Origin of the sequence: Shimia sp. NS0008-38b (assembly GCF_040370365.1) — a bacterium.
Lineage (GTDB): Bacteria > Pseudomonadota > Alphaproteobacteria > Rhodobacterales > Rhodobacteraceae > Shimia.
In genome coordinates this window covers 272,769-299,572 of record NZ_BAABWQ010000004.1, presented here as the reverse complement: position 1 = coordinate 299,572, position 26,804 = coordinate 272,769, and the positions used below count along the sequence as shown (strand labels likewise).

General features: G+C 55.8%; 30 protein-coding genes and 1 riboswitch. Of the genes, 19 read left to right on the top strand and 11 right to left on the bottom strand.

What is annotated here, in order from left to right; all coding sequences use genetic code 11:
• Nucleotides 1-36: 36 nt before the first annotated feature.
• From ABWV47_RS18190 to ABWV47_RS18180, 3 genes are all read left to right on the top strand, one after another.
• Nucleotides 37-504 carry a methyltransferase family protein gene (locus ABWV47_RS18190; RefSeq protein ID WP_353314477.1) on the top strand — a complete coding sequence of 156 codons (468 nt, stop codon included), beginning with the start codon at nt 37-39 and terminating at the stop codon, nt 502-504.
• A 135-nt stretch (nt 505-639) separates the two neighbouring features.
• Complete coding sequence (locus ABWV47_RS18185; protein ID WP_353314475.1) at nt 640-2,211, top strand: Re/Si-specific NAD(P)(+) transhydrogenase subunit alpha; 1,572 nt, start codon at nt 640-642, stop codon at nt 2,209-2,211.
• Between the two features lie 13 nt (nt 2,212-2,224).
• Nucleotides 2,225-3,658 carry an NAD(P)(+) transhydrogenase (Re/Si-specific) subunit beta gene (locus ABWV47_RS18180; RefSeq protein WP_353314473.1) on the top strand — a complete coding sequence of 478 codons (1,434 nt, stop codon included), beginning with the start codon at nt 2,225-2,227 and terminating at the stop codon, nt 3,656-3,658.
• 216 nt (nt 3,659-3,874) lie between these two features.
• Here ABWV47_RS18180 and ABWV47_RS18175 read toward each other — a convergent pair whose 3' ends face one another.
• Complete coding sequence (locus ABWV47_RS18175) at nt 3,875-4,762, bottom strand: DMT family transporter (protein WP_353314471.1); 888 nt, start codon at nt 4,760-4,762, stop codon at nt 3,875-3,877.
• Nucleotides 4,763-4,850: 88 nt separating this feature from the next.
• Nucleotides 4,851-5,054: riboswitch (FMN riboswitch) on the bottom strand.
• Nucleotides 5,055-5,207: 153 nt separating this feature from the next.
• On the opposite strand from ABWV47_RS18175, the gene ABWV47_RS18170 reads away from it, so the two are divergent.
• The 13 genes from ABWV47_RS18170 to ABWV47_RS18110 all read left to right on the top strand — a co-directional run bounded on the left by ABWV47_RS18170 (nt 5,208) and on the right by ABWV47_RS18110 (nt 15,302).
• Nucleotides 5,208-6,890 (top strand): amidohydrolase, encoded by a 1,683-nt coding sequence (locus ABWV47_RS18170; protein ID WP_353314469.1) that lies wholly within the window; start codon nt 5,208-5,210, stop codon nt 6,888-6,890.
• A 141-nt stretch (nt 6,891-7,031) separates the two neighbouring features.
• Complete coding sequence (locus tag ABWV47_RS18165) at nt 7,032-7,400, top strand: MerR family transcriptional regulator (protein WP_353314467.1); 369 nt, start codon at nt 7,032-7,034, stop codon at nt 7,398-7,400.
• Complete coding sequence (locus ABWV47_RS18160) at nt 7,393-7,773, top strand: carboxymuconolactone decarboxylase family protein (protein WP_353314465.1); 381 nt, start codon at nt 7,393-7,395, stop codon at nt 7,771-7,773. Before ABWV47_RS18165 ends, ABWV47_RS18160 begins: the two co-directional genes overlap by 8 nt.
• A 104-nt stretch (nt 7,774-7,877) precedes the next feature.
• On the top strand, nt 7,878-9,158 hold the full coding sequence (locus tag ABWV47_RS18155; RefSeq protein ID WP_353314463.1) for a DUF3422 family protein: 1,281 nt from the start codon (nt 7,878-7,880) through the stop codon (nt 9,156-9,158).
• A 283-nt stretch (nt 9,159-9,441) separates the two neighbouring features.
• Nucleotides 9,442-9,723: an integration host factor subunit beta gene (ihfB, locus tag ABWV47_RS18150; RefSeq protein ID WP_353314461.1), complete on the top strand. Its 282-nt coding sequence runs from the start codon at nt 9,442-9,444 to the stop codon at nt 9,721-9,723.
• A gap of 4 nt (nt 9,724-9,727) precedes the next feature.
• Nucleotides 9,728-10,078 (top strand): lipopolysaccharide assembly protein LapA domain-containing protein, encoded by a 351-nt coding sequence (locus ABWV47_RS18145; protein WP_353314460.1) that lies wholly within the window; start codon nt 9,728-9,730, stop codon nt 10,076-10,078.
• Between the two features lie 39 nt (nt 10,079-10,117).
• Nucleotides 10,118-10,762: a phosphoribosylanthranilate isomerase gene (locus ABWV47_RS18140; RefSeq protein WP_353314458.1), complete on the top strand. Its 645-nt coding sequence runs from the start codon at nt 10,118-10,120 to the stop codon at nt 10,760-10,762.
• 256 nt (nt 10,763-11,018) lie between these two features.
• On the top strand, nt 11,019-11,846 hold the full coding sequence (locus ABWV47_RS18135; RefSeq protein ID WP_353314456.1) for a LysR family transcriptional regulator: 828 nt from the start codon (nt 11,019-11,021) through the stop codon (nt 11,844-11,846).
• 97 nt (nt 11,847-11,943) lie between these two features.
• On the top strand, nt 11,944-13,197 hold the full coding sequence (gene trpB, locus ABWV47_RS18130) for a tryptophan synthase subunit beta (RefSeq protein ID WP_353314454.1): 1,254 nt from the start codon (nt 11,944-11,946) through the stop codon (nt 13,195-13,197).
• A gap of 188 nt (nt 13,198-13,385) precedes the next feature.
• Entirely contained in the window at nt 13,386-13,667 is a 282-nt protein-coding gene (locus tag ABWV47_RS18125) for a hypothetical protein (RefSeq protein ID WP_353314452.1), read from the top strand.
• 152 nt (nt 13,668-13,819) lie between these two features.
• Nucleotides 13,820-14,170 carry a hypothetical protein gene (locus ABWV47_RS18120; RefSeq protein ID WP_353314450.1) on the top strand — a complete coding sequence of 117 codons (351 nt, stop codon included), beginning with the start codon at nt 13,820-13,822 and terminating at the stop codon, nt 14,168-14,170.
• 130 nt (nt 14,171-14,300) lie between these two features.
• Nucleotides 14,301-14,786: a hypothetical protein gene (locus ABWV47_RS18115; protein ID WP_353314448.1), complete on the top strand. Its 486-nt coding sequence runs from the start codon at nt 14,301-14,303 to the stop codon at nt 14,784-14,786.
• 30 nt (nt 14,787-14,816) lie between these two features.
• Nucleotides 14,817-15,302, top strand: a complete 486-nt coding sequence (locus tag ABWV47_RS18110) for a helix-turn-helix transcriptional regulator (protein WP_353314446.1) — start codon at nt 14,817-14,819, stop codon at nt 15,300-15,302.
• Here ABWV47_RS18110 and ABWV47_RS18105 read toward each other — a convergent pair.
• The 5 genes from ABWV47_RS18105 to ABWV47_RS18085 all read right to left on the bottom strand — a co-directional run bounded on the left by ABWV47_RS18105 (nt 15,299) and on the right by ABWV47_RS18085 (nt 19,960).
• Nucleotides 15,299-15,676: a DUF2237 family protein gene (locus ABWV47_RS18105; RefSeq protein ID WP_353314444.1), complete on the bottom strand. Its 378-nt coding sequence runs from the start codon at nt 15,674-15,676 to the stop codon at nt 15,299-15,301. The genes ABWV47_RS18110 and ABWV47_RS18105 overlap by 4 nt on opposite strands.
• Nucleotides 15,677-15,819: 143 nt before the next feature.
• Nucleotides 15,820-16,983 (bottom strand): serine hydrolase domain-containing protein, encoded by a 1,164-nt coding sequence (locus ABWV47_RS18100; RefSeq protein ID WP_353314442.1) that lies wholly within the window; start codon nt 16,981-16,983, stop codon nt 15,820-15,822.
• Between the two features lie 79 nt (nt 16,984-17,062).
• Nucleotides 17,063-18,100, bottom strand: coding sequence for a DUF2332 domain-containing protein (locus tag ABWV47_RS18095; RefSeq protein WP_353314440.1), 1,038 nt, complete (start codon nt 18,098-18,100; stop codon nt 17,063-17,065).
• The gene (gene pth, locus ABWV47_RS18090; RefSeq protein ID WP_353314438.1) at nt 18,097-18,810 is read right to left on the bottom strand and encodes an aminoacyl-tRNA hydrolase; all 714 of its coding nucleotides are present in this window, start codon (nt 18,808-18,810) and stop codon (nt 18,097-18,099) included. The genes ABWV47_RS18095 and pth overlap by 4 nt, the downstream gene beginning before the upstream one ends.
• 76 nt (nt 18,811-18,886) lie before the next feature.
• The gene (locus ABWV47_RS18085) at nt 18,887-19,960 is read right to left on the bottom strand and encodes a fatty acid desaturase (RefSeq protein ID WP_353314436.1); all 1,074 of its coding nucleotides are present in this window, start codon (nt 19,958-19,960) and stop codon (nt 18,887-18,889) included.
• Between the two features lie 513 nt (nt 19,961-20,473).
• Between ABWV47_RS18085 and ABWV47_RS18080 the strand changes: the two genes are divergently transcribed.
• The 3 genes from ABWV47_RS18080 to ABWV47_RS18070 all read left to right on the top strand — a co-directional run bounded on the left by ABWV47_RS18080 (nt 20,474) and on the right by ABWV47_RS18070 (nt 23,612).
• Complete coding sequence (locus ABWV47_RS18080; protein WP_353314434.1) at nt 20,474-21,478, top strand: DctP family TRAP transporter solute-binding subunit; 1,005 nt, start codon at nt 20,474-20,476, stop codon at nt 21,476-21,478.
• An 89-nt stretch (nt 21,479-21,567) separates the two neighbouring features.
• Entirely contained in the window at nt 21,568-22,233 is a 666-nt protein-coding gene (locus ABWV47_RS18075) for a TRAP transporter small permease (RefSeq protein WP_353314432.1), read from the top strand.
• Nucleotides 22,233-23,612, top strand: a complete 1,380-nt coding sequence (locus ABWV47_RS18070) for a TRAP transporter large permease (protein ID WP_353314430.1) — start codon at nt 22,233-22,235, stop codon at nt 23,610-23,612. The genes ABWV47_RS18075 and ABWV47_RS18070 overlap by 1 nt, the downstream gene beginning before the upstream one ends.
• 125 nt (nt 23,613-23,737) lie before the next feature.
• On the opposite strand, the gene ABWV47_RS18065 is transcribed toward ABWV47_RS18070, so the two are convergent.
• From ABWV47_RS18065 to ABWV47_RS18045, 5 genes are all read right to left on the bottom strand, one after another.
• Nucleotides 23,738-24,352, bottom strand: coding sequence for a class I SAM-dependent DNA methyltransferase (locus ABWV47_RS18065; RefSeq protein ID WP_353314428.1), 615 nt, complete (start codon nt 24,350-24,352; stop codon nt 23,738-23,740).
• Between the two features lie 4 nt (nt 24,353-24,356).
• A complete protein-coding gene (gene tpiA, locus ABWV47_RS18060) occupies nt 24,357-25,103 on the bottom strand; it encodes a triose-phosphate isomerase (RefSeq protein WP_353314426.1) in 747 nt (248 codons plus the stop codon).
• A 65-nt stretch (nt 25,104-25,168) separates the two neighbouring features.
• Nucleotides 25,169-25,567 carry a HesB/IscA family protein gene (locus ABWV47_RS18055; RefSeq protein ID WP_353314424.1) on the bottom strand — a complete coding sequence of 133 codons (399 nt, stop codon included), beginning with the start codon at nt 25,565-25,567 and terminating at the stop codon, nt 25,169-25,171.
• A gap of 28 nt (nt 25,568-25,595) precedes the next feature.
• Nucleotides 25,596-25,982: an SUF system Fe-S cluster assembly protein gene (locus ABWV47_RS18050; RefSeq protein WP_353314422.1), complete on the bottom strand. Its 387-nt coding sequence runs from the start codon at nt 25,980-25,982 to the stop codon at nt 25,596-25,598.
• A 545-nt stretch (nt 25,983-26,527) separates the two neighbouring features.
• On the bottom strand, nt 26,528-26,803 hold the full coding sequence (locus ABWV47_RS18045) for an NfeD family protein (protein ID WP_353314420.1): 276 nt from the start codon (nt 26,801-26,803) through the stop codon (nt 26,528-26,530).
• Nucleotide 26,804: the final 1 nt, after the last annotated feature.

Sequence of the window (26,804 nt, the reverse complement as noted above, 5' to 3'; positions counted from 1 at the left end):
GCACGAAGCGTCGCAAGCCAGTTGAGGAGCCTGTGCATGACCGAGACCGCAAGTCGGCGTTTTTTTGACGTGCCGCCGGTCTGGCTTGTGGTGGCGCTTTTGATTGCTTGGCTACAGGTGCACCACTTTCCCATGGGATTAAGCTTTGGACCGGTTTGGGCCGATCTGCTTGGCGGTCTTTTGGTCGGTGGTGGCGTTGTACTGGTGGTTTTGGCCGTCACCGAAATGCGGCGCCATCAAACCACACTCCATCCGCATCAAGACAGTGCACGCCTTGTGCAAAGTGGCATTTTTAAACGCAGTCGAAATCCAATCTATCTCGCAGATGTGATGATCCTTGCAGGGTTCATCCTCTACTGGGATGCTGTTTTGGCCCTAATTATGGTGCCTGTGTTCCTTTGGATGCTGGAGCGGCGGTTTGTCATTCCGGAAGAGAACCGGCTGCGCAGAACATTTCGCATGGATTTTGCACGCTATTGCGAGAAGGTGCGCAGATGGGTGTGATGCCGTTGCGTCGTAGTAACACGGAAGGGCGCTTGTTTGCTTGTGCAGCAATTCAGGTGTCGTTAAAATATTATGCAAGTGCAGCACGGTCTGCGTGAAACATTATTGCTCTGACTCTTAAGGGGGATAAGAAAGGTGAAAATAGGTACACCAAAAGAGGTGTTTGACGGTGAAAACCGGGTCGCGATGACGCCGGACAGCGCCAAACAGCTCCAGAAGCTCGGTTATGAGTGCGCCATTGAAAGTGGTGCCGGTGCCGGTGCAGGGTTTTCGGACGCCACATACGAGGCGGCAGGCGTTGAGGTTGTTAAAACCGCAGCGGCGCTTTGGAAGGCCAGCGATATCGTCGCCAAAGTGCGACAGCCCAACGAGACAGAGCTGAAACGCCTGACCAAAACCAAGACGTTGATTTCGTTCTTCAACCCCGCGGGCAATGAAGACGGAATGGCGGCGGCCAAGGCCAAAGGCGCCAATGTGATCGCCATGGAAATGGTGCCACGTATCTCGCGCGCGCAGAAAATGGACGCGCTGAGCTCGATGGCCAACATCGCGGGCTATCGTGCGGTGATTGAAGCCGGCAACAATTTTGGTCGTTTTTTCACCGGCCAGATCACAGCTGCTGGCAAAGTGCCCCCGGCCAAAGTGTTGGTTGTGGGCGCGGGCGTGGCGGGTCTGGCTGCCATTGGCACCTCAACATCGCTGGGTGCGATCACCTATGCGTTTGATGTGCGACCCGAAGTGGCGGAGCAGGTTGAATCGATGGGTGCAGAGTTTGTGTACCTCGATTTTGAAGAAGAGCAGGCGGATGGCGCGGCAACGGGGGGCTATGCGTCCGTGTCGAGCCCTGAATTCCGCGATGCGCAGTTGGCGAAGTTCCGCGAGCTGGCACCGGACGTGGACATTGTGATCACCACGGCGCTCATTCCGAACCGCGAAGCGCCGGAGCTTTGGACCGAAGACATGGTTGCGTCGATGAAGCCGGGGTCGGTGATTGTCGATTTGGCAGCGGAAAAGGGCGGCAACTGTAAGCTGACCGTGATGGACGAGAAAATTGTGACCGAGAATGGCGTGACCATTATCGGCTACACGGACTTCCCATCACGTATGGCGGCGCAGTCGTCCAGCCTTTACGCGACCAACATCCGTCACATGATGACCGATTTGACCCCTGAGAAAGACGGCCAGATCAACCATGACATGGAAGACGATGTGATCCGTGGCGCGACGGTGACGTTTGAAGGTGACATCACCTTCCCGCCACCCCCACCAAAGGTGGCTGCAATTGCGGCCAAACCTAAAGAGGTGGTGCCGGAACTGACACCTGAAGAAAAGCGCGCGGCCGAAGTGGCAGCGTTCAAACAGGCGACCAAACAGCAAGTGACACTGCTGGCTGGCGGTGGTGCTTTGATCTTGCTGCTGGGGTTGGTGGCACCCGCAAGCTTCATGCAGCACTTCATCGTGTTTGTGCTGGCGTGTTTTGTGGGCTTCCAGGTGATCTGGGGCGTGGCGCACTCGCTGCACACACCATTGATGGCGGTGACCAACGCGATTTCGTCGATCATTATCCTTGGTGCATTGATGCAAGTCGGCTCTGGCAGCTGGCTGGTGATTTTGCTTGCAGGATTGTCGATTTTCATGGCCGGGATCAATATTTTCGGTGGTTTCCTTGTGACACGGCGCATGCTCGCCATGTTCCAGAAATCCTAAGGAGGTCAGAGCAATGGAATTTGGTTTTACAACCGCTGCATACGTCGTTGCGGCAGTGCTCTTCATCCTGTCTTTGGGTGGTCTGAGCAATCAAGAAAGCGCCAAACGCGCGGTGTGGTACGGCATTTCAGGCATGGCGCTTGCTGTGTTTGCAACGCTGATCGGGCCGGGCTCTGGTCTGTGGCTTCTGTCGATCTTGCTGATCGCTGGTGGCGGGCTGATTGGCTATCAATTGGCGTCAAAGGTCGAGATGACCCAGATGCCAGAATTGGTGGCTGGCATGCATGCATTGGTCGGTTTGGCGGCTGTGTTTGTGGGCTATAGCGCCCATATCGAGCTGGGAAATGTGGCCGGTATGGACGAGGCCGCCAAGAAAGGTCTTGATGGCTTTGCGGCCTTGCTGGCCAAGAAAGACGGCGTTGAGATCAATATCTTGCGCGTCGAACTGGCGCTGGGTGTGTGGATTGGTGCGGTGACGTTTACGGGCTCCGTGATTGCCTATGGCAAACTGTCGGGCAAAGTGTCGTCCAATGCGGAAAAACTGCCGGGCGGTCATATGCTGAATGCCGGGGCGGCAGCTCTCTCTGTGATCTGCTTGATCTGGTATCTCAACAGCGGTGGAGTGTTGCCATTGCTGATCCTGACCGCAGCAGCGCTGTTCATCGGATATCACCTGATCATGGGCATTGGCGGCGCCGACATGCCTGTCGTGGTCTCTATGCTCAACAGCTACTCTGGCTGGGCAGCGGCGGCGATTGGTTTCAGCCTTGGCAACGATCTGTTGATTGTGGTGGGGGCACTTGTGGGCTCCTCTGGTGCGATCCTGTCCTACATCATGTGTAAGGCCATGAACCGCAGCTTTGTCTCGGTGATCCTGGGCGGCTTTGGTGGCACCACTGGGCCTGCGATGGAAGTCGAGGGCGAGCAGATTGCGATTGAGGCTGACGGTGTGGCGGCTGCCTTGGAAGATGCGGACAGTGTTGTCATCATTCCGGGCTACGGCATGGCAGTGGCGCAAGCCCAGCAGAACGTGGCGGAGTTGACCCGTCGCTTGCGGGCCAAAGGCAAGACTGTGCGCTTTGCGATCCACCCTGTGGCTGGTCGTCTGCCCGGGCACATGAACGTGCTCTTGGCGGAAGCGAAGGTGCCATATGACATCGTGCTGGAGATGGATGAGATCAACGATGACTTCCCGGAAACGGATGTGGCCATCGTGATTGGGTCCAACGACATCGTGAACCCGGCGGCACAAGAGGATCCAAACAGCCCCATCGCGGGTATGCCGGTTCTGGAATGCTGGAAAGCCAAACAGGTGTTTGTCTCCAAACGTGGGCAAGGGACCGGGTATTCGGGCATCGAAAACCCGCTGTTCTTCAAAGAGAACACTCGGATGTTCTATGGTGACGCGAAAGCCAGCCTCGATAAGCTGTTGGGCATGATCGAGTAATCGCAGAAACAAAAAACTCTGAAAAGGCGTCCTTCTGGGGCGCCTTTTTCTTTTGTCCTTTGATGTTTGGGCAACAGAAGAAGGCGCATGTCATGCCTCTTTTGGTGTCAAACACTTCGGGGTGGACACAGCCTGCTGTGTCAGGGGCAGCGCCCCTCAGGCTCAAGGCCGACGGCCTTGAGCCATGCCCAACCAAACGTGTTTTGGGCGGGAGGGTTAGGCGGCTTGCTGACGCGCCTCTTGTATCAAGAGCGAGAAAGATGCAGCCACGATGAGCGCGGCTCCCAGCCACAGACTTCCGGGCGGTGCATAGCCAAAGACCAACAGGCCCAAACCAACGTTGAACGGAAGCTTTAGGTGGTCAAACGGCTGCAGATAGGCCGCGTCCGCAACGCTATAGGCGCGCGCCAAAGCGTATTGCGCCACAGCGGTACATAGCCCGGCACAGACAAGCAAAATCCCGGTTGTGCCCGTTTCAAACCCAAGACCTGCATCCAAAGACAGCACCGCATTGACGGGTGTCAGCAGCATCAACAAATAGAGTGTGAGCGTGGTGGGGTTTTCTTGCGCACTCATTTCCTTGGTCATCAGGCTGGTCAGCCCCCAAAAGATTGCGGCACCCACAGGATAGAGCGCATGGTAGGTGAAAGCGTCAGACCAAGGCGCCAAGATGATCATCCCGCCAACAAATCCTGTGGCCACAGCAGCCCAACGTTGCAGCGAGATGGTTTCGCCAAGCCAGAGCCCAGCACAGGCGGTGACAAAAAATGGCGACAACATAATCAGAGCGATGGCTTGCCAGATAGGGACATAAGCAAGGCCCGTGACCCAAAGCTGCACACCAATCACCGCAAAGCCAACGCGTAAGATGTGTTTGGGCAAGACGGCTGTGCGCAGCGCGTGCGGATTGTGCCAAAGCGTCCAAGGCACAAACCAGAGGGTGGCGATGAGGTATTGCCAAAACGCAATGCGCGTGGGGGGAAGCCCCAGTTTCATGGCGCCCCATTGCACCATGGTGTTGACCAGCGCGAACAAGAGGCCGGCAAAGATCATCAGACATGCGCCGGCGGTTGCCGGGCTGAAGTTTGCAAGAATGCGAGTCATGGCAGTTGTCCTTTCTTCTAACCCATGACCCAAGGCAGACAGGACAACACCAAACAGCCGCGCCGCAAGCGGCGCACTGTTGGTCTCTTCCCGCTCTCTTTCATCCGGACTGTCACCGTCGGCTCAGGAGTTACACCTGATCTGCTGACACACCTTTGTTGGCTCCACAGCTTGGTCCGAAAACCGGTACCCACTTTTTGGGCCGTGGACGCATCCAAAAGATGCCGCTCGCGGGCTTACAGGAGCGCTGCTTACCGCCGGTGGGGAATTGCACCCCGCCCTGAGAACGTTGCGACCCCTAAGTGGACCGCGCACGCAGGCTACGGACAAACCTGAGACGTGACAAGAGGTTGATCAGAAATGGTTTTGGGCGACGCGACGTCGGGCTAGACAGGTTAGGCGGGAATGGGCAGGATTTGTTCAATTCTTGGGGGAGTAAGGTGTGATGCGCGCGTTTGTCTCGCTGCTGTTGGGCGGGGTTCTGATGGCTTTTGTGGGCTATTTCTGGATGGCGCAGCCTGAAAGTTTGCCTGAGCGCTATATTTTGAGCGCGGATCGTATCCTCACTCTGGCCTCTGACCCGCCCTATGCGCAGGCCGTATTGGTGTCCGAAGGCGAGATTGCCGCAGTTGGAGACGCAGAGGCCTTGGCTGCGCAATTTGATGTGCCGGTTGTGCATCGAAGTGCCGTGATCACGCCGGGATTGGTGGAGCCGCACACCCACCCGATTGCAGCGGCATTGTTGGGCGCAACATTAGACGTCAGCGCCTTTAGCCATACAGGCCGTGAGTCGATTATGGCAGCCTTGGAAGAGGCGGCGGGAAAACGGGCGATCACCCCTTGGATTGTGGCGTTTGGTTGGGATCCGGTGGCGTTTCCGGGCATGCTGCCGCCAACGTTGGAAGAACTGGATGCGATTGCGCCGGACAGGCCGATGTTGATCCTGTCTCAGATGTTGCACGACGCCTATATCAACACCGCTGCGAAAGAGGCGGCTGGGGTGCAGATCGCAGGCAACCATCTGCATGAGACAGCCGCAGTGAACAGCGTGGTCTCCAAAATCCCGTCGGCTTCGTCTGCGGTGGTAGAGCTGTTGGTGCGGCGGCAGTTCGCAAAATACGCGCAGGCGGGGTTCACCACAATTGGCGTTACGGGGGCTGTTGGGCGGCACGACGATCCGGTGGGCCTTTTGCAGACATTGAGCACTGAGCCAAGGAGCGTGTTGCGCAGCTTTGTGTATTTGTTGCAGGACCAACATGGGGAGCATCCATTTGGCGGGAACATGGACTTTGCTGTTTTGGGCGTCAAACTCTGGCTCGACGGGTCCCCATTTACCGGCGGCGCGGCCACGGCGTCACCCTACGCAAGGACCCAACTTGTAAACAGCTTTCTGGGCATTCCAGCGGGACAGAAAGCGCCGGTGATGATGGGCAAAGCCGACTTTGTAGATCTGGCGCTGCCCCTTCAGCAAGTGGGTGCACAGCTTGCACTACATGTGCAGGGCGAGCGGGCTGTGGATCGCGCATTGGACGGTATCACAGAGCTTCAGACGCGCCATCCGCAGCCGGGTCTACACCATCGTTTGGAACACAACGCCCTAATAACAAAGGTACAAATAGAGCGGGCGGTCGCTCTTGGGGTCAGTCTGAGCTTCTTTGTGGATCATGTGACTTATTATGGGCATGTGTTGCCGCTGTTGTTTGGGGTGCCTCGGGCGGAGCGGTATATGCCAATGGCAGACGCGCTTGCGGCGGGAGCCTCGGTGAGCCTTCACGGGGACCATCCGGCCACACCAATTGACCCAACGCAGACGTTGCGCACCGCTGTCACGCGGCAAGGTCTGCACGGGGACGGCCCCACCGGAATTGCGCAGGCAATTTCCAAAGAGGCAGCTCTTGCCGCCATGACGCGTGAAGCGGCGTGGCAGCTGCGCCAAGGGGACACACTGGGCACAATCTCCGTGGGAAAACAGGCCGACTTTACGCTGTGGTCTGCGGACCCGTTGGAGGATGGCGCGATGTCCGCTGAGGTGCTCGGGACTATCAAGGCGGGTCAACCAGTGGATACACGCATGATTTCCTGGCTGAAGCCAAGGTTGGTTTGGCAGGCTTTGCGCGAGATGCTTTAGGGTTTTCAACCCAATCGGTGCGTCTGACGTCTTCCAAACGTCAGCGTCTGCTGGCCGACAACTCTCTTTCTGAAAATAGTGCTTGAGCTGGAGTGCACTCCAACTCGTATGGTTGTGCGACTCATAAGAAAGGAGGGTCTGATGCGCATTTCAGAAGTGGCCAATGCGACGGGGCTCAGTGTCGACACTCTACGATTTTACGAAAAGATCGGCCTCATTGAACCGCCACCACGTGATGACGCCGGACGGCGTGACTACGGCGAGGAGGTCCTCAAGTGGATTCGCTTCATTGGGCAACTCAACGCCACAGGCATGAAGCAAGCAGACCGTGTGCGATATGCGCAATTGAGGGCCGCAGGTGACAGCACCTTAAAGGCGCGTCGTGAGATGTTGGAAACCCATCGGGAAGCGATCCGCAGTCAGCTGTCAACGTTGCAGGATACACTCGCTTTGATGGATCAAAAAGTGAACCTTTATAGGAAATTAGAAAGAGAGATTGAACATGTCTAAGGCATTGGAACGAGGGCGCGCTGTCCTTGCGGATTTGAACCCCACAGTGGAAGGCATTCTGGCAGATCGATATGATGGGCTGGTGCCTGATATGGCCGAGAGTCTGGTTGAGTGGGCCTATGGTCGCCATTACACGCGCGGCGTAGTGGATCTCAAAACTCGGCAATTGTGCACCGTTGCCGCTCTGACTGCACTGGGTGGGCAGACCGGGCCACAGTTAAAAATCAATATTGCCAACACGCGTCACGCCGGGGCCAGCCAAGAGGAGATTGCGGAAGTGATCTGGCAGATGTCGCTGTACGGTGGCTTGCCAGCCGCGATCAACGGACTGAATGCGGCGCGCGAGGTTTTTGAGGAAGAAGTTGCGGCCTAAATGTACTTTTGTATGCCGTGGTATTCCGGCAAGATATTGAAAATAAACAAAAAGATTTACATTTAGGCGTGTGTGTCTAAGGATGGCGGCAAGAGGAGTACCTGATGTCCGCCATCACCGATCATCCGTTGCGCTACAAACTTGCCAATGAACTGCATGCGCGCCCGTTTCCAACTTTGGACGCCCCGTGTCGTGCTGTTTTTATCGCCTGGCGGATTCCGCCACAGCAGGTTGGCAAGCAATCCGGAGCAGAAGTCGCGCATTTGCACGATCTGTTGGACCGGTTTGGCGCACCGCATCCACAGCCGGGTGCGACACACTACACAGGCCAAATTGGGCGCGATACTCTTAAGTGGGAGCAGCATGCAGAGTTTGTGACCTACACGGTGTTCATGGACAAAGTGTCCGCGCGCCCTTTTGATCCCGCGGATTTGGATGTGTTTCCAGAGGATTGGCTGGCAGCGTCACCGGGGCAGCGGGTGACGTCTGCAATGATCCGCGTTGAGCAGATGCCGGATGAAGCGCAAATGAATGAACAGATCAGCTCTTGGTTTGTCCCGGAAGCGGTTGCAACAAACTATGTTTTGGATCGCTCGTGCGTTGTGGCGACAGATTTTCGGATCGGCCAAAGCGGACATCAGCATATGGCAGTGTTTGTGGCATCTAAAACCGGATCACGACGGATTGGCCGTGTGGTGCAACGGTTGTGTGAACTTGAAACCTACAAGAGCATGTCAATGCTAGGCTATTTTCGGGTCAAGGCGATTGCAGGACAGTTGGGTGGGCTTGAGGCAGATGCTGCGCGGCTTGTTGGTCAGCTGCGTGCAGAAAAAGGCGACCCTGCAGGCACGCTGCAAAGTTTGCTTGAGCTTTCTGGTGATGTGGAGCAATTGATCGCGGAGACGTCGTTTCGATTTGGCGCCACCAGTGCCTATAGCAGCATCGTCGAGCAACGGATAAAGGTGCTGCGCGAGGAGAGGTTTCAGGGGCGCCAGACCTTCAGCGAGTTTATGACGCGACGCTATGATCCGGCAATGCGCACTGTTGTGCACAGTGAACAGCGACTGGGGTCGTTGGCGGAGCGGATTGGTCGCGCAGCGCAGCTGCTGCGCACGAAAGTCGAGGTGGCGCGGTCAGCACAGAACCAGGCGTTGTTGGAAAGCATGGATCGACGAGCGGATTTGGCGCTGAGGCTGCAGGAAACAGTTGAAGGGCTGTCGGTGGTTGCGATCAGTTATTATGCCGTTTCGTTGGCGGGTTACCTTGTCTATCCACTGACGGGTCCGATGGGCATCAGTAAGGGGATAATGACCGCCGCGCTGACCCCAATTGTGGTGCTGTTGGTGTGGTGGCTTGTGCGTCGGATCAAGGCCAAGATGCACTGAGATTACGCACCCTTTATATCAATTGGTCGTAGCGTCCTTAAGGCTTTCCGTTGCGAATCAATGGCTTCTCTGCGTTGCGGCACCGGGGGTTGCATGCTTTTTCGGGTGCGTTTTGATTGTGAAAACGTGCCAAACTTTTGAAGAAAGGGCGAATTTTTGCGGAATTGGGCGGATTTCCTCCGCTCCAGTAAGGGAATCCGTTTCCGTCTCGCCGCTTTCTTCCTATAGTCTTGCTGAGTTGCTCGCAAAAAATACATGCACGCCCTCAGGGAGATACACACCGATGATCCGTTCGGAATTGATTCAAAAAATTGCTGACGAGAACCCACATCTGTATCAACGCGACGTTGAACGGATTGTGAACACGATCTTTGACGAAATCACAGAGGCCATGAGCCATGGTGATCGGGTAGAGCTGCGCGGCTTCGGCGCGTTCTCCGTCAAGCAACGCGATGCCCGCACTGGGCGCAACCCGCGCACCGGCGAGTCGGTGGCTGTGGATGAGAAACATGTGCCATTTTTTAAGACCGGCAAACTTTTGCGGGACCGATTGAACGGGAAGTAACCTCATGCGGTATGTGCGCTATGCGTTTCTCGGCAGCTTGGCTGTCGTTTTGGTTGCGGTTGCTTTGGCCAATCGCGACACCGTAACCCTGACGCTGTTGCCGGGGGCTGTCAGTGATTTGTTGGGTCTGAACCATACGGCGCAATTGCCACTGTTTGCGGTGATTTTTGGCGCCATTGTTGTCGGGCTGATGATCGGTTTTGTGTGGGAATGGATGCGGGAGCACCGGATGCGCTCTCAAAAGAGCAAGACCGAGAAAGAGCTGCATCAGACCAAACGTGAAGTGCGCCGTTTGAAAGGCCGTGAGGCTGAAAACAAAGACGAGGTTCTGGCTTTGTTGGATGAAGCCAGCTGACCTCTTTGCTTTGGCCGTGCGGTCAGGTAGGGCACGTTCATGGACATTCGGGTAAAGATTTGCGGGCTCAAACAGCCTGAACATGTGGCTGCGGCGGCGGAGGCTGGTGCAGCCTATGTTGGGTTTGTGTTCTTTGAGAAATCACCGCGCAACGTTGGCCTTGAGCAGGCGCGCATGCTTGCAATCGATGTGCCGGTTGGTGTGGCTAAGGTGGCGCTGACGGTAAATGCGGACAACGCCTTTCTGGACCAGCTGGTTGAGACGGTACCGTTGGACATGTTGCAGCTACATGGCAACGAAAGCCCAGAACGTGTTGGCGAAGTGCGCGCACGCTATGGTCTGCCGGTGATGAAGGCTATTGGCATTGCAGATGCTGAAGACGTGGCCAAGATTGACATCTACGGGGCTGTGGCGGATCAGCTCTTGGTGGATGCCAAGCCGCCGAAGACTGCGGAGCTCCCCGGCGGCAATGGGCTGTCGTTTGATTGGCGTTTGGTGAACCGCAAATACTGGCCGTGCCCGTGGATGCTGGCCGGTGGGTTGACCGTGGACAATGTGGCAGAAGCGATGCAAATGACCGGTGCGCGTCAACTGGACCTGTCCTCAGGTGTCGAAAGCGCGCCTGGTGTGAAAGACGCCGGTATGATCCGCGCCTTTATGAAAGCGGCGTTGCACGCGGTTTAGAGCGCGTCGCGGATCTTGGATCCAGAGTCTCATCAACGCAAGGCGTCGCAGTTGTTGACGCTTTTTTAGTGCCCGGGCTTTGGCCTCAAAGAGCGTCCGCTCTTTGGCAAACCCAGTTGGCGGTTGATATGGCATTGGCCGTTTTGGAGGGTAAACGAGGTTCATTGGGAGGACTCCTGAGGAGAATTATCTTGACCAGTATGCCTTCAGTGTTATTTCAATATCAGAGTGATAATCTGAGAGTTTAATTTCAAAAATGGAACAATCTCCGCCCTTAGATGATTTGGCTTTGTTTGTGGATGTGGCTGAGACCGGCGGTTTGGCGGGCGCGGCGCGGCGCACAGGCGCGACCGTTCCAACCCTTAGCCGGAAGATGGCCGCGTTGGAGCGACAGTTGGGGCGCAAGCTTTTTGAGCGCGGGCCACGCGGATATGCGCTGACCACTGAAGGGCGTGCATTGCTGGACCAATTGGACGATCTACGGGCGGTGCGTGCACGGCTTACGCGGGTGCTGAGCAACCCGGAGGCGGTGCGTGTGCGTCTGACGGCGGGGAGCCTGACGGCAGGTTTTATTGCGCGCCGCTTAGCAACGGTATGGAGCCAGAAGGATCCGTGGCGCCTGGAATTTGTGGAAGGGTCCAAAATGCTTGATATCGCGCGCCGGGATGCGGACATTGGCGTGCGCAATCGGCGACCGGACCAGCCGTGGTTGGCCGGGCGCAGAACGCGGAAAGTTGAGTTCGCCGAGTTTGCGAGCTCTGAGCAGGTGACGGGGTATGTGACCTTTCGACAAGGCCCAGACCCGACGGCGTCAACGCGTTGGATACATGCGAACCATGCTGATGAAATTCTCACAACAGCGAGCTCTCCTTTTACGTTGATGCATTTGGCACAGGCCGGGGTGGGTCGGATTGTGGTTTCGACAACTGCCGCGCTTGACATGCCGGGGCTGCACCAAGTGAGTCCGGTGATTGAAGAGCTGACCAATGACGAGTGGCTGGTGTGTCATCATGAGGCGCGCCACGATCCGCCTATTCGCGCGGCACTGGATGCTGTGGCGAAGATCCTGACCGCGCGGGATTGAGACGCCTTTTGTCTGGCGACACCATGTCAGCGCGCTTTGCGCTTGCTCTCCCTATGCGCGGCGTTTTAGGTACATGCGACGCAAGGGAGAGACGCATATGTCCAACGATCTTTTCAACAGCTTCATGACTGGTCCCGACGAGAACGGGCGGTTTGGCGACTTTGGCGGGCGCTTTGTAAGCGAAACGCTGATGCCGCTTATCTTGGAGTTGGAGGCCGAGTATGAAAAGGCCAAGGATGATCCGACTTTCTGGGCGGAGATGAACGACCTTTGGAAACACTATGTCGGACGTCCCAGCCCGCTGTATTTCGCATCGCGGATGACAGAAGAGCTTGGCGGCGCAAAAATCTATCTGAAGCGAGATGAGTTGAACCACACGGGTGCCCACAAGGTGAACAACGTGTTGGGCCAGATCATTTTGGCGCGGCGCATGGGCAAGACACGCATTATTGCCGAAACCGGCGCGGGCCAGCATGGTGTGGCGACAGCCACCGTCTGTGCCAAGTTTGGCCTGAAGTGTGTGGTCTATATGGGCGCGCATGATGTTCAGCGCCAAGCGCCCAACGTGTTCCGTATGCGGTTGCTGGGTGCAGAAGTGGTGCCAGTTACGTCTGGTCGTGGCACGCTCAAGGACGCGATGAATGATGCGCTGCGTGATTGGGTGACCAATGTGCGCGACACGTTTTATTGTATCGGGACCGTGGCAGGACCACATCCCTATCCGGCAATGGTGCGAGATTTCCAATCTATTATCGGCAAAGAAGTGCGCTGGCAGTTGGCGGAGCAAGAAGGCGAGGGTCGTTTGCCGGATACGGTGATTGCAGCGATTGGCGGTGGCTCCAATGCGATGGGTCTGTTTTATCCGTTCCTTGATGACAAAGAGGTCAACATCATTGGTGTTGAGGCCGGTGGACGCGGCGTGGATGAAAAAATGGAACATTGCGCGTCGCTGACTGGCGGGCGCCCGGGCGTGCTGCATGGCAACCGGACCTATCTATTGCAGGATGACGATGGCCAGATTCTTGAAGGGTATTCAATTTCTGCCGGTTTGGATTACCCGGGTATCGGCCCTGAGCACAGCTGGCTGAACGACACCGGTCGCGCACAATATGTGTCGATCACCGACAAAGAAGCTTTGGAAGCGTTCCAGTTCTCTTGCTCCATGGAAGGCATTATTCCGGCATTGGAACCAAGCCATGCGCTTGCACACGTCATGAAGATTGCGGGTGATTTGCCCAAAGACCACATCCTTGTCATGAACATGTGTGGACGTGGCGACAAAGACGTGCAGACCGTCGCGCGCCATCTTGGCTTTGACATGTCCGATACTGAAGGGCGTGCGGCCGACTAAGGGCTTTGCAGATTTTGATGATAGGGAGGGGCGCTTGCTGAGGGCGCCCTTTTTCTTTTGCGCGCAAAACTAACCTAAAGATAAAAACCTCTACCGACGCACAGGTGTGCGTTTGGGGAAACGCGTTAGTCTGGCAGCAGGACCTTTGACCAAACCAAGGGCCAAAGACTTGAATAAAGGAGAGTGCCATGACGTCGCCAAAGAGATCGGCCCAGCCGACAACACGAAATGAGACCGCTTTGGCACGGACCATTCGTTTGGCAGCTCAGGTTGCGTCGTCGATGCAGACTCAGGGATATCGTGACGTTGAATGCGTCTTAAACGAAGTGCAGGTGAAAGTGGTTGCAGGCACCGTGGGAGGCGCACGGCGGGTTCAATACATGTCGTCACCAGATTTTGGCGCGGGTGCCAGAGACGCGCGTGTGCGCCAGGATGACCAACCCGCAAAACGGCGGCGTTTTGTGTTGTGATGGCAGAGGATAAACTTTTGTTTAGAGGCGTAAACCTGGGGAAAGAGGGCAGGCATATAAACGCGCGGCTGATAGGCGAAGGCACTGAGTCCTCCCAAGTATGGACAGCGACGCCACTCACGGTGTGCCATACCAAAATTTAGGAGAACCCTATGAAACGCATTCTTTTGACATCATCCGTAATTGCCATTGGTTTGGGCGTACAGGTGCACGCTGAGACCTTTGCTGAGCGCATCGAGGCCGCCATGGTGGCTGACGGATACACCGACATCGAAATTGCGCTGATTGATGGTCAGCTGAAAGTTGAAGGTAAGAAAGACGGCCAAGAGGTTGAGACTATCTATCTGGCCGCCACTGAGGAGGTTGTATCGCAGGAGTTTGAGCAGGACCACGATGACGATGACGACCACGACGACGACGATGACGATGACGACGGTGATGAGGCTTCTGATGACGTCGAAGATCATGACGATGCCATCTCGAAGGAAACTGAAGACGCGTAAGGGGTGAAAGCCGAAGTGGAAACCTGATTTTGCCATCCACTCACGGTTCGGTTAAATGATATCAGGTCGAGAAAGTCTTCAGATGGTCGGCACCGCGTCCCCCGGTGCCGACCAAACTAGGAACCCGTGCATGCAAATTATGACTTTGAAATTGGCAGCCGCGGCGGCGGTGGTGACCCTCTTTGCTGGGGCGGCGCTTGCTGAGTCTCGGACGGATGCCATCGCTCGCCATTTAAAGTCTCAAGGCTACACGGAAATCGAAGTCAGCCGGACGTGGCTGGGGCGTATGCGGATTGAGGCATACAAGGGAACCATGGAGCGGGAAATCATTGTGAACCCGCGCACTGGGGAGATTTTGCGCGACTACTGGGAGGATGATGACGATCATCATGTGTTGGGCGGGTCGAAGCGCGACGATGAGGAAGACGTTCGCCGCGCACCAATGCCTTCGGGGGGCGACGAGAGAGATGAGCGACCTCGACCGCCACCGGCGGAACCTTTGGAGCGTGACGGTGACGGAGATCGGCGAGGGAATGGCTCAGATCATGGCGAAACCGGCGACGACGGCGACCGTACCGATACAGACGGGGACGAAGATGATCGTCACGATGACTGACGGGGTTGGTGAGCCATTTGAGGGCGTGCTGTGAAGTCTGCTGTTCTGCTGTTTGCGTTGTTGGCGCTGCAATGCCTGTTCGCTTTGTTTTTTCTCAGCGATATCGTTTTGACGCTTGTTGGTGCACGCAGCGCACCAATCTCTTGGCAATTTCGCGAGATGTTGGAAATCGGCGCTGCGCTGGGCCTGTTGCTCGGCGCGGTTCTGGGTGGCGTGGCGATGCGGCAAACGATGCGCGCGCGTGCTCGGGCCGAGGCCAGCCTCGCGCAGGTGCAATTGGCATTTCGCGATCACATGGAGGCGAGTTTCACGGAATGGCGTCTGACTCCTGCCGAACGTGATGTGGCGCTGTTTTCTATCAAAGGCATGTCGATTCAAGAGATCGCTGGATTGCGCAATACATCGGAGGGCACAGTGAAGGCACAGTGCAATGCGATTTATCGCAAAGCCGGTGTGACAGGCCGTGCGCAACTGATGAGCCTGTTTTTGGACGATCTCCTGGCGGAGGCGACTTAGTCCGTCACCGCATGTTGTTGAAGCACACGCAGCGGCACGATGTCGAGCGCGCGCTGATGGGTGCCCTCAAGATTGGCTTTGGGGGCGCAACCTTCGTCATGGGCCTGCAGAAACCGCGCGGCGCAAAGACACCATTGATCGCCTGGTTTTAGTCCTGAGAAATTGAATTCAGGGCGTGGGGTAGACAGGTCGTTGCCCACGTATTTGGAATAGGCGAGAAACTCGGCGGTCATCACTGCACAGACCGTATGGCTGCCGGTGTCTTGTGCGCAGGTGTTGCAATGTCCGTCCCGGAAGAACCCGGTAACCGGGTCACTGGAGCAGGGCGATAGATCGCCGCCCAACACATTGATGGATGCATCTTTCTCTATCATGGAGGCAGCTTTGCACAGGTGGTTTGCTTTGGGCAACGCAAACTAGGGATCAACAAAAACATGTGTGTACAAAGAACCAGAACCGCGCATGCGAATTGAGCGCGGTTCGTGCTTTAAGGCTGTCCAGCGGCTCAGGCTTAGGCTTATTGCGCCGTTGCTGCAATTTCGCGGAACAGGGCGATGTTGCCGTCGGTTACGCCACTTTCTTTAAACTTGCGATCTGTGGAGTTCACGGCAATCACAACCCCTGCGGGGCGGTTGATATAGATGTATTGACCATAGACCCCGATACCAAAGAACTCGCCCTCGCGCGGATCTTTGGGCATCCACCATTGGTAGCCGTAGTGAAGTTTGCCGGGTTTGGTTTTTGCACTGGGCACGGTTGCGGCGGCAAGCCAATCGGCGGGCACCACTTGCTGCCCGTTGTAGGAACCTTCTTGCAAAACCATCTGGCCAAAACGGGCGTAGTCGCGCGCACGGATGTTGAGACCACCAAGCACAAAGGCCACACCCTCACCATCGGTGACATAGAAGGGGCTTTGTTCATAACCCAGCTTGGCGATAATTTTTTCGCTGAGCAAATCGGGGATGGATCGGCCTGTGGCCCCGCGGATCACCATGCTGAGGACATGGGTGTCAATGGACACGTATTGCATCTGCACGCCGGGGTCGACGAAGGTCTCCTGAAGACCTGCGGCAAATCCGTCCATGGTGCCGCCCAATGCAAGAACGCGCCCCATTCTGTTGATATCACTATTAAAATCCAAGTAATCTTCATCGAATGTAACACCCGACGACATCTGCAATACGTTCAGCACAGAGGCGCCATCATATGCGGAGCCTTCAAGAATTGGTGCGTATTTGGTGACCGGATCATCCAAGTTTACCAGACCCTCATCCACAATAATCCCCATCAAAGAGGAGAGATAGGATTTGGCCACTGACCAGCTGATCTTGCGATCTTCGGCTGTGGTGCCTTGATGATAGCTCTCATGCACAATGCCCCCGTCCTTTAAGACCACAAAGCTGGTGACCGCACGTGCGGTGAGCCATGTGTCAAAGCCTTCTGGCATTTCCATCATGACGCCTTGAGGCAAAGGGCTGGCAGGTGACTCTCCTTTGGGCACCTCTGCGGAAAGGAAAAGTGTGTCCATATGGGAGAAGTTACTGACAATTTTTTCTTCGGCAAAAAGAGAATTCACAGCCAAAAGGCGTGTGATTTCTTCTCGTTTCACAAAGTAGATCGCTGCTGCCACCAGTACCAAAAATACCAGAACCCGACCCAGCCACTTGCCAAAACTACGCATCAATGATGTCTCCCCATCTCACCGCTCAAACGATCTGCGCGAGTTGAGCACTCTCAAACCTATTGCCGCAACGGTGACGTTAGGGCAGGCGGGTGGGCGCTGTCCAATTGATCCAGCGGCCATGGAAATCTGCGCGGCCCAGTTCGATGGTGTGATTGCCCGGCCAAAGACGCAATGTCAGCGCCGCGCCATTCTTTTTCCCATCAGTTTCATAAGACAGCCATGCCAATGGTGCGTCGTTGGTGGCTTTGGCACCTGCAGCCGCGATCAGAGCGGTGCCTTTGGTCTGGCTGTCCACTGGGAAATACTGCCAAGCCACCGTGGTGTAGATGAAATGAATTTGGCCGGCCTTGTGATTTGGAAGTCGATGTTGCAACCAGTTGATTGCATCTCCCGAATCCACTGGGGCGTCTTGAAGTGCGATGGCTGCACGGGTGCGGATCATGCGCTCGGTTTGATCAGGCCACAGATAGGCCAACAAACGCAGGGCGTGTTCAGGTGATTTGCTATCCAGAGGATGCAAGTCCACGCCACGGCGCTCGGCGATGGTCAGTGGTGCCTGCACCGGCAATGGACCGCGCCAATCTGGTTGGAGAACAACGTTGCTTTGGGGGCCATACCCGCTGCCCACTGCAAGGTGAAAACGATCAAACATCAGATTCAGTCCGCCTGAGGCGCCCATTTCCGACACGGAAAACGGGAGATCAAAACGATCGGCCAAAAGCTGAGCTGTTGCGATCAGAACTGCGCTGCGCCGCACTTCGTTGGTTTGCGGTGTGTTGGTGATCCAGTTGGTGAGAAAGGTGTCGTGTGTGGTCAAAGCGTTACGCAAAGCCGTGCGCAAAACGTCATCTGAAACGTCATTGGGAGGGTAAACGGCGGTGAGGTTGGGAGCATCACTCCGCAGAACCAAAGCGTGCAGACCGCTGGCGATGCGCAAAGGCAAGCTGTGACCACTGGGACCGAGCTCACCTTCAAAGCTGGCACATCGTCGGCTTAGGTCGGACGTGTCCGCCATCAGGTCTGGCAGCATGCGCAAGATACGTCCCATAAAAGGGCTCTCTAGCGCTTCGCAACTGTCTGCTTGTGACAGGAAAGCGGCGCGAAGACCTGTCAAGAGAACTTGTCCATCAGTTTTTGCAGGGGGCTGCGTGCATCGATTTCCCGCTCCGCTTTGGCCGGCTTTTCGGTTGAGGGTTTGTCTTTTGAAGGCGGTTTTTGCTGCGCGCGCGGGTCAGCTTTGCCGGTTGAAGGTCGCGGCGGATTGAGGCGCAGGGCCACAGCGTTTGAAAACTTTGCAGGATCTCCTTCGGCCAGATGCGCCGCACCATCGGAAATGCCACGCAGCATGTCGTCTAGCCAGTCTTGATCCGCTTTGTGAAAATCATGCAGCACGTAGGCGCTTACAAGTTCTTTGCGTCCTGGGTGGCCAATGCCCATGCGCACCCGACCGTAGGTTTCGCCAATGTGTTGGTGGATGGACCGCAGCCCGTTGTGGCCCGCGTGCCCACCGCTCATCTTGTATTTGAGCTTGCCGGGGTTGAGGTCGAGTTCATCATGAAACACCACCACATCCTCGGACGTGAGTTTGTAAAACCGCATGACTTCACCCACAGATTGGCCTGAGAGGTTCATGAAGGTTTCAGGTTTCAGCAGCAGCACCTTTTCGCGACCAAGTCGACCTTCGGTCAAGGCCCCCTGAAATTTGCCTTTGAAGGGCGCAAACCCATGGTCGGACGCAATCTGATCCATCGCCATAAACCCGATATTATGACGGTTTTGCGCGTATTTTGAGCCCGGATTTCCAAGGCCTACAAAGAGTTTCATGGGTGTCTGCTCGCTGTCGTTTCTGCGCCGCAGTATAGCTGTGCTGCACCGGGGAGGCAAATCATGGCACGAATGTTTACGTTTCGCCTTTGCACCGATCCAAGTGATCTTGCGCGTGCAGCTTCAGGCGACGTGAGGCGGTAAAGTCGCCACGCACATGGGCCCACCAAGCCGCAGCGTAGCTTTGCTCTGCTTTGGCATGAAACACCTCAGGGGCGGTGCGGTGCAAGGTCGGCAGACGTGTCCATGGCACCGTGGGAAAGGAGTGATGCTCGTTGTGATAGCCGGTGTTAAACAACAGCCAGTTTATGGGACCATAGGTTGAGCGGGTGGGGTTCTCATCGTCGTCCCCGGGGTGTTCGGTAAGCGATTGGCCGAGGTTTGAGACACCCAGTTTACCAAGGAAAAATGACAGCGACCATAGATGGTAGAGCAGGGCCCAAGGGCCGAGAAGGGCCAGAAGCGTGAGGTTTGAGATCGCGGAGACGAGAATAAAGGGGCGCAAGTTCGACGCCGTCGGGGAGGTCCCGTTAAAGCGATCCTGAGGATCCTGCACTGGTCGCCCAGAGGCCCAAGCATAGAGCGGTGGTAGGATTTTGTCGGCCAGAACCACCGAGCCCAGAGGTAGCGCGTGCAGAAACAACGTTAGTGCCGTGAGCGCGTGTTGCAACGCAGGTCGGGTTTTGCCGATGGAGAACCGTGCTTGTAGTGCGCAGAGGTCTTCGTGTTCATAATCGTTGTCGTAATCTCCCACAAACGGGTGATGACTGGTGACATGCTGATGCTGATAGGTCAGCTGTTTGCCATAAGAGGTCAAGATGACTTCGAGACCAAGGTCAAAGGCAAGTTTGGGAACCGGGTTGCGAAACACCAATTTATGGCAGGTCTCATGTATCAAAGATGCGGCAGAGTGATAGGTGAGCTGACCAATCAGAAAGGCGCTCAGACCAATGACCCAAACAGGTTGATCAGACACCCACCAAGCCAGGCTCCAGTGTACAGCCAATAGAAGCGGCAAAGCCAATGCGGTCAAAGGCTGTGTTCCGGACAAATTGGCCAAGTCCGGGTGTGCGGCCAGAGCGGCTTTGCGCATCGCATTGTGGCGGCGCGATTGCGGGGAAATTCCTTTGGGGCGCGGGCTGTCCGTCATTCATGTCGCTCTGAAGTGAGTTGGTTGTGATGCCAGCCTAAGCCGTTCGCGGGCGGGGTCAATCCGGCAAACCGCAGCGCACTGAGAATATGCTCCGCTTTGGTTTTCCATTGAGCGCAGTTTTGCGGATCTCATGAGATGGTCTCATCTTGGATGTCGCGCCGCGCGGTCTCAAGATGAGAGCCTTGAGACATACCCAGCTGTGGCGACACACTGTAAGCTGTCGCTTGGTCTGGCAGGCGTGTTGGGATCTTGCGAGCTGCTTCACTCTGTGCGGTTTTCCGCACATCTCCGCAAGACGACGTGCGGAAAACCGCACGAGCTGTGTTCGAACCGCGGCCGGAGAGATAGGCTATCGATGCATAAATTTATGAAAACAAACATTTAAATTGATACTTCCACCGGAGACAAAAGAAACTGTTGAGCGGGCTTTCGCCGAGAGGCACTGTTTTGTCATCATCTGCACCAAATCGGGGCAGGAAGATGATTGAAGATTTCTGGGAGGAAACACAGATGAAATTTTTGACCACAGCCGCCACCGCGCTGGCACTCACCGCCATGGGAGCATCTTTTGCATCCGCTGCATGTGATGATGGCGAAATTGTTGTAAAATTCAGCCATGTGACCAACACCGACAAGCACCCCAAGGGGATCGCGGCGTCGCTTTTGGAGCAGCGCGTGAATGACGAGATGAATGGCACAATGTGCATGGAGGTCTTCCCGAACTCCACACTCTATAACGACAACAAAGTTCTGGAAGCCATGCTGCAAGGCGACGTGCAGCTGGCTGCGCCGTCTCTGTCCAAGTTTGAGAAGTTTACCAAGCAGTTCCGCCTGTTTGACCTGCCGTTCATGTTCAAAGACATCAACGCAGTTGATGCGTTCCAAGCATCTGACAATGGTCAGGCGATGTTGGACAGCATGCAGCGCCGGGGTCTGCAGGGGTTGGGGTATTGGCACAATGGTATGAAGCAGATGTCTGCAAACGTGCCTTTGACACTGCCCACAGATGCGGACGGTCTGAAGTTCCGCGTGCAGTCTTCTGACGTGCTTGTGGCACAGATGGAAGCCATGGGTGGTTCTCCACAGAAAATGGCCTTCTCCGAAGTGTATGGCGCGTTGCAGCAGGGTGTTGTGGACGGACAAGAAAACACTTGGTCCAACATCTACGGCAAGAAGTTCTTTGAAGTTCAGGACGGCGTGACCGAAACCAACCACGGCATTCTTGACTATCTGGTTGTGACCTCTGTGGATTGGCTCGACAGCCTGCCAGAAGATGTGCGCACACAGTTCATCACCATCTTCCAAGAGGTGACCCACACCCGCAACAAAGAAGCGGAAGCGGTGAACCTGGCAGCACGCCAGTCCATCATCGATGCAGGCGGCACCATCCGCGAACTGACTGCAGATCAGCGCCAAGCATGGGTCGACGCCATGAAGCCGGTCTGGGAGAAGTTCACTGATGATGTTGGCCAAGACAACATCGACGCTGCGCAGGCAATCAACGCCGCCAGCTAAGCTCAGATCTCAAATCTGATCACCTTCAGAGCGGGCGGGCCGCAAATGGCCCGCCCGTTTTGCAACCACTACTCACGGGACTCAGAACCATGCAAACCAAGCATAGCTTCGTGGACCGGATCGAAGAAACGCTGATCGCCTTTCTTCTGGGTATGATGACATTGATCACCTTCGCCAATGTTGTTGCCCGGTTCGGTTTCAATTCAAACATTCTTTGGGCATTGGAGGCGACCGTCTTCCTCTTTGCCTGGTTGGTGCTGCTTGGCGCAGCCTATGCGGTCAAAAAACACAGCCACCTTGGGGTCGATGCGATCCTAAACATGGTGAGCCCGGGGGCCGCGCGTGTCATGGGGCTGATTGCTGCGGGTGCCTGTATGGTCTTTTCGCTTCTTATGTTGAAAGGGGCGTATGACTATTGGGCAGTGTTTGCGGATCTGCCTCCAACATCTGGTCGTTGGTTTCCAACCGGATTGGATATGAAGGCGCGCAGCCAGTCATTTTATGAGGTGCAAGATGTGCCCATGATTGGCCTTTTTACTTTCTTGGAAGATCTGATCAACTACGGGGACGAATACGAAAAGCTGCCCAAAGTGGTGCCCTACATCGTATTGCCGATCTCCATGTTCTTGCTGGTCTATCGCTTTGCGCAAGCGTCGCTTGCCATTTGGCGGGGGGAGACAGATCGATTGGTGGCGAGCCACGAGGTGGAAGACGAAATTGAAGAAGTGCGCGCGCTTCAAGGGGAGCATGACTGATGTCTGTCGTACTACTTTTTGCCATGGTGATTGGCCTTCTGCTGATCGGGGTCCCCATTGCGGTGTCTCTCGGCTTGAGCTCAATCCTTTTTTTGCTGCTGTTTGGCGATGCCACGATGGCTTCGGTCGCGGGCACGTTGTTTGAAGCCTTTGAAGGGCACTTCACGCTGTTGGCGATCCCGTTCTTCATTCTGGCCAGCTCGTTTATGACGACGGGCGGCGTAGCGCGCCGCATTATCCGGTTCTCGATTGCTTGTGTCGGGCACTTGCCCGGCGGATTGGCGATTGCGGGTGTGTTTGCTTGTATGATGTTTGCGGCGCTGTCGGGCTCTTCGCCCGCAACTGTTGTGGCGATCGGCTCCATCGTAATCGCGGGTATGCGTCAGGTGGGCTATACCAAGGAATTCGCAGCCGGTGTGATCTGTAACGCGGGCACGCTGGGCATTCTGATCCCGCCCTCCATCGTGATGGTGGTCTATGCAGCGGCTGTGGAAGTGTCTGTGGGACGTATGTTCCTCGCAGGTGTGATCCCAGGTTTGCTTGCCGGTGTGATGTTGATGGTGACCATCTATGTGATGGCCAAGGTCAAGAACCTGCCAAAAGGCGAATGGAAGGGCTTTGGTGAGATTGCGCAGAGCGGCATGGAAGCAGGCTGGGGCTTGTTCCTTATCGTGATTATTCTCGGTGGGATTTATGGTGGGGTGTTCACTCCAACGGAAGCCGCTGCGGTTGCCGCTGTATACGCCTTTTTCATTGCCTGTTTTGTTTACAAAGACATGGGGCCTTTGGCCGCGGACAACAACGGCGGTACAAAAGTGTCGCTTCTGCGCAAGCCACAAGCTTTGATCACTTCCTTTTTCCATGCTGACACAAAACACACGTTGTTTGAGGCTGGAAAGCTGACCGTGACATTGTTGTTTGTGATCGCCAACGCCTTGATCCTAAAGCACGTCTTGACGGAGCAACAAGTGCCTCAGACCATCGCCAATGCGATGTTGTCTGCGGGCTTTGGTCCGGTGATGTTCTTGGTTGTTGTCAATGTGATCTTGCTGATCGGTGGCCAGTTTATGGAGCCATCGGGCCTCTTGGTGATTGTCGCACCCTTGGTGTTTCCGATTGCCATGGAGCTTGGCATTGATCCGATCCATCTGGGTATCATCATGGTTGTGAACATGGAGATCGGAATGATCACGCCACCGGTGGGGCTCAACCTATTTGTGACCTCAGGCGTGGCTGGGATGCCGATGATGGCTGTGGTGCGGGCGGCTTTGCCTTTCCTTGCAGTGCTTTTCGTCTTCCTGATCATGATCACGTATATTCCCTGGATTTCCACTGTGTTGCCAAACGCGGTCATGGGGCCAGAGTACATCACCAAATAGGCGGGTGAGCAAACGGAGCGCCTTTGGGAACTCCTGATAGAAAACTGTGAAGCGACGCTCCAAATTGGGGCGTCGTTTTGATTTGAAGAGGTTTGGAAAGGCCAAGTTTTATTGCGGCCTTCATGCTAAGCGCGCGTGGCAATATAGCCGTAGCTTGTTCGACTGGGGGGACCTTTGGAGAAGGGCAGGGCGCGGACATCGACAAAGCCCGCTGCAGTGAGCATGCTCTGCACTTGGTTGGGCGTGAATGCTTTGTGTCCCCACCGCCAGCGTACCAACGCCGTACACCAATGGGGTTTGCTGACCGAAAGCGCAACTTGACCACCGGGACGCAGGCATTGAGCGAACCAGCTCAGGCCGCTCTCTGGGGTGTCCAAATGCTCAATCACATGTGCTGAAAGCACAAGGTCACAGGTATTTGGCTGGATTTCAGAGCTGCCCAATGCCGCGTTCAGCGACACGATTTTTGGAACATGTGCGAGATTCCGACGCGCCTGCATCAGCATCTCTTGGGAGGTGTCCAGAAGCGTCAACACGCTGTAAGGCTGCCCTGTTTTAAGCCAAGCTTGGGCCAAGGCCCCGGTGCCGCAACCCGCATCCAGTACAGTAGAAGGCTGTGACGTCTCGGCCAGACGCGCGATCAGTTCGTCGTAGGCGGAAGGATAGCCAAGGCGCGTGATGTCGCGATGCCAGCGGTCGGAGAACCGTGCATAGAGCGAGGACAGCTGCGCCTCAGCCATTGGGTCAGCTGGCGTCCAGCGCGGCGATGATTGCGCCAAAGTCGCTTGCCTTCAGGCTGGCGCCGCCGACAAGCGCGCCATCAACGTTGGACACAGCAAAGATCTCAGGAGCATTGCCGGGCTTTACAGAGCCGCCATAGAGCAGTGGTACTGTGCGGCCCACGCCTTCGCCGAAGCGGCGCTCAAGTCGGGCGCGCATGAAATCGTGTACATCGCCGATTTGGCTGAGTGTGGGCACCTTGCCGGTCCCAATTGCCCAAATGGGTTCATAAGCGACCACAAGGTTCTCGCCTGTTGCGCCGTCCGGAATGGAGCCTGCAAGCTGGCCGCCAATGATGTCGAGTGTGTTGTCGGCCTCGCGCTCAGACAGGCTTTCACCAACGCAGATCACGGTGACAAGGCCCGCATCCCAAGCCGTTTTGGCCTTGATGCGTACGTCTTCGTCACGTTCATTGTGATCTTCGCGGCGCTCAGAGTGACCCAGAATGACGTGGGTGGCGCCGGCATCTTTCAGCATCTCCGCAGACACATCGCCGGTGTGGGCACCGCTTTGGTTCGCATGACAGTCTTGTCCACCGATGCTGATGATATCACCTGCCACATCTTTGGCGCGTGATATCAGCGTGGAAGGTGGGCAGATCAACACTTGTGCATTTTCTGGAGCGCCCTTCGCGGTGAGCGTTTCCAGCTCCGCCAGTGCTGCGGCGGTGCCGTTCATTTTCCAGTTTCCTGCTGCCAGCTTACGTCGCATGAGTGCCCTCTCTGAATGACATGGTTGTGCCAGTCATACGGGTGGGGCAGGTCAGGTCAAGGCCGTCAGTTCAATTTTGGCGCACCGTTTGCTGCGACCTGTTCGGCCATCTCGTCCATATCTTTGAACTTGATGGATTCGCCACAGCCACAGGCGTCTTCCACATTGGGATTGTTGAACTTAAAGCCGCTCTCTAAGAGCGAGACCTCATAGTCTATCTCCGTGCCAAACAGAAACATCTGCGCCATGGGTGCGATCATCACAACGGCGCCATCCTGCTCGACAACCTCGTCATGTGGGTTGGTGTCGGTGACGTAATCCATGGTGTATTCCATGCCCGCACAGCCACCCTTTTTGACACCAATACGCAGGCCTGCGTGACCCTCTTTGGCCATCAGGCGCGCAATTTGAGTCGCCGCCTTGGGTGTCATACTCACCGCTTGTTTTCCGGGAATGCCAAACATCAGCGTTCCTTTCTAATCCGTTGAATGATCACATAAAGCCCAACTCTAGGCGGGCTTCATCACTCATCATTTCCATGCCCCAAGGGGGTTGCCAAACCAATGCAACTTCAACAGTGCGAACCCCGCCGACACCCGCAATGGCCTCTTGCACCCAGCCTGGCATTTCGCCAGCCACAGGGCAACCCGGGGCGGTCAGCGACATGAGCACATTCACGTCATTTTCCTCGTTGATCTCGATGGTATAAATCAGGCCGAGATCATAGATATTTACCGGGATTTCGGGGTCATATACACTGCGACAGGCCTCGACCGCTTGCGCGTGCAAAGGGTGATCGACGCTTGAGGGCGCGATCAATGGTGTGCCTTCGACGGGATCGGTTGTGGCGCCGGTGGCGGGATCTGGGGCCTGTGTCATGCTGTATCCTGCAATAATCCTGAGTTTTTCATATAGGAAATATGGCAAGCGACGTCCAGAGGGGGACGTGCGCGAATTTGGGACATGTGTTGCGGCGCGGGTTTTGAAAGGTGATGAAGTTCGCGGAGCTGACTGAACATGAAATGGTGACTAGGGCGGGCTAGAAAAGTGCGCAACATTTTCTGAACGCGTTTCCACGGAAGGTATTTGAGTTTACGGCGAGACCAGCTTGGTTTGCCACTTTGCGCATTTACTCATGATTGAAGCTAAGACATTGTCACGCGCCGTGATGAACTGGTGAAGAGCTTGTTGAGGTGTCAGTCTGAGGGTGTCTGGCATAGGCCGCGGCACCGATACCAACGGCGGCAGAAGCCACGACGATCATTTGTAAGATGTGTTTCTGCAAGAGGCTACAACTTGGGCGCTGTTTGCCAAGAGCTTACAGTGGTTCACACTTGGGGCGCCTCGTTTGGTGCACCTGAGGTCTGCTCAACCAAAAAGGGCCCATACCGAAGCATGGGCCCAATGGTTTGATTCAGAATGGATCAGTCGTTGATGTCGTGATCAAAGGTTTTCACTTGACCCTTGGGCAGCGCAAACACCCGACGCAGCACCAGCCATGCCGCCAAACTCAGCGCGGCAAAGATCACCAAAATCATTGGCACCGACAACATCTGTAGGGGGCCAATTAAGGCAAAGCCCACAAAAGCTGCACCGATGGCAAAGCCAACAAAGATAAAGCCCGGGGCCAGCACTTCGAGAATGGCCAAGATAAGTGCGGCGGCGAGCCAGACCCACCATGTTGTAAGAAGGTCGGCCATC